A 2,692-nucleotide genomic window follows, 5' to 3' on the forward strand; every position below is an offset into this window, starting at 1 on the left:
GGAAGCGTAGGAACTCCCATCATCGCAGGTCAGCAGGCACCTCTTCCTATTCCTCTGTCCACAGGCCGACTATCACGCGGTGGATCGAGGCTGAGACACCTTGAGCAGCACGGATATACGGGTGCGCCGCGCTACCTGGGAGTCGATGAGGCCGGGCGCGACATGTTCAGTTACCTGCCCGGCGACGTGCCAGCCAACTTCCAGCAGTGGACCGACGCCCAGGTGGCCGCAGCCGGTGCGCTGCTGGGCTCCCTGCACGACGCAACCCGCGGAAGCAGGCTCGCGGGACTCCGCGCAGTCGTCTGCCACCACGACCCCGGGCCGAACAACACCGTGTTCCGGGGCGGAACGCCGGTGGCCTTCATCGATTTCGACACCGCGGCGCCCGGGGATCCCCTCGAGGATGTCGGTTACATGGCGTGGACCTGGTGCATCTCGTCCAAATCCAGCGCTCCGCCCGCCACCGACCAGGCGGCGCAGGTGCGCGTCCTTGCCGACGCGTACGGGCTCGACGCCACCTCCCGCTCCCGCCTCGTCGATGCCGCGCTCGAACGCCAGGCCCGCAACGCCAGGTGGTGGCACAGCCACCTCACGGGCCCGCTCCCGCGCGTCGCCGACGACTCCACGATCGCCGGGCGTATCCGGTGGTCCGAGCAAGAGCACGCCTACACATCGGCCAACCGCAAGACCTTCGACACAGCCCTGGGCTGACAAAGGCTGGACGCTAACCGCCCACTTCAGACGGTTGCGCCCCAGGACGCACCTTGCAGTCCTAGCGTGGGGAGGCATGACGGTACTGATTGTGGGCGGCAGCGGGTTCCTGGGCGTTGAGCTGGCCCGCCAGGGACGTTCAGCAGGCGTGGAGACGGCCGCCACCTTCCACTCGCACCCCGGCAAGGGCGCCGGCGCGTGGCACCGCCTCGACCTGCGCAACTTGGCGAACCTCCAGGAGGTCCTGGATGCCGTCAGCCCAACGGCGGTCATCAACGCGAGCAGCGGCGGAGCCGAGTGGGCGGTCACGGCCGAGGGAGGGATGCGCCTGGCCCACGTCGCCGCGCAACGGGGCATCAAGTTGATCCACGTGTCGAGCGACGCCGTGTTCTCCGGCCGTGATGACCTGTACGACGAGACGTGTCTACCCGACCCAGTAACACCGTACGGGGCCGCGAAGGCGGCGGCTGAAACGGCCGTGCGGCTCCTGAGCGCTGGCTCCGTCGTCGCACGGACCTCTCTGATCATCGGCGATGGCCGGTCCGAGCACGAACGCCTGGTGCACGCCCTGGCCGCCGGCACGCGGGACGGGGCCCTGTTCACGGACGATGTCCGATGCCCAGTCCACGTCGGCGACCTGGCCGCCGCACTGTGGGAGCTCACCCTGTCCGATGCGGCCGGCGTCTTTCACCTCGCCGGCCCGGACGCCGTCACCCGCCACGAACTCGGCACCCTCATTGCGCAGCGGGATGGCCTTGACGCATCGCTGCTGCCGACCGGGCGTCGGGCTGACAGCGGCCTCCCCGGCGGACTTTGTGTCCGCCTCGACAGCCGCGTCACCCAGAAAGGCCTGGCCACCCGCCTTCGCGGAGCCCGGGAGTTCCTCCGGCGTCAAAACCCCGACCGCTGACTCCGACCGCGCAGGGCCGGCGGGCCGGAACCGGGCGGGATGAACGGTAGCTGGACGACCTTGCGCGCAGCGGGGAACCCGGATGAGGTCTAGGTATTGGGGGCTGTGAGAGGCCCTTCTCCCGGCTCTCCGCCCCTAAGGTAGGTACACCCGGGCGGGAGGACGGTGAAGATCCAGTGCACCGACGGAAGTTGCTCGCGGGCCTGGCGGCAACAGCCACTGCCCCCTTTCTGGGGAGCGGATCCGCGCAGGCCGATGAGGCCCTGCTCGGCGAGTTGCTCGTCGCCCGGCTCCGGGACGCGATGCTCGGACTGGGCGCGGCCACGCCCGTGCCGTCGTCCGAGGCGCTCTCCACCGACTTCACCCACGCGCTCGCCGACTTCGACGCCTGCCGCTACGTGTCCCTCGCTGTGCGCTTGCCCCGCCTCATCCGCGCCGGCCACGCGCCTTCCACCGGTAGCCACGACACAGAGCAGTCCGCCCTCCTGGCCAAGAGCTATCTGCTGGCCACCCGCATGCTCGTGAAGATGGACGAGCAACAGCTCGGCTGGATGGCCGTCGACCGCGCGCGGCAACTCGCCGAGGCAGCAGGAGACGTCCTCGCGGTCGCTGAATCCGCCCGGCAGGTGGCCGTGCTCGCCAGAAGGGCGGGATGGCATGACCAGGCACTGTCGATCGCGCTCTCAGCCGCTGATAACCCGGATCTGCGCGGCATCGGACGAGCCGGCACCGCGGTGCGCGGGCTCCTGGTCCAGAGCGCGTCGTACACCCTCGCGCGCCGAGGCGATCGGGACGGAATGCGAGAGCTGACCGACGAAGCCGCCGCCCTCGCCGAAGAACTCGGCGGAGCCACCATGCTGCGCGACCACGGGGGCGGCTTCAGCCCCCTCACCGTGCAACTCCACAAAATCAGCGCCGAGAACCACGCAGGCGATCCCCAGGCCGCGCTCGACGCCGCTCGCGCGATTTCACTGAACCTCGATCCACCGCGTGATAGTCGGCCTGTGGACAGAGGAATAGGAAGAGGTGCCTGCTGACCTGCGATGATGGGAGTTCCTACGCTTCCAGCAC

The 2,692-nt window shown here is 69.4% G+C and carries 3 protein-coding genes; all 3 read left to right on the forward strand.

The genetic code is table 11. The features are described from left to right. Positions 1-162 precede the first annotated feature (162 nt). The gene (locus tag AB0N07_RS50230; RefSeq protein ID WP_365847594.1) at positions 163-711 is read left to right on the forward strand and encodes an aminoglycoside phosphotransferase family protein; all 549 of its coding nucleotides are present in this window, start codon (positions 163-165) and stop codon (positions 709-711) included. 76 nt (positions 712-787) lie between these two features. Continuing rightward, complete coding sequence (locus tag AB0N07_RS50235; protein ID WP_365847596.1) at positions 788-1,621, forward strand: sugar nucleotide-binding protein; 834 nt, start codon at positions 788-790, stop codon at positions 1,619-1,621. A gap of 191 nt (positions 1,622-1,812) precedes the next feature. Further along, entirely contained in the window at positions 1,813-2,658 is an 846-nt protein-coding gene (locus AB0N07_RS50240; RefSeq protein ID WP_365847598.1) for an XRE family transcriptional regulator, read from the forward strand. Positions 2,659-2,692: the final 34 nt, after the last annotated feature.

It is taken from the genome of Streptomyces sp. NPDC051172, assembly GCF_040682555.1.
GTDB lineage: Bacteria > Actinomycetota > Actinomycetes > Streptomycetales > Streptomycetaceae > Streptomyces.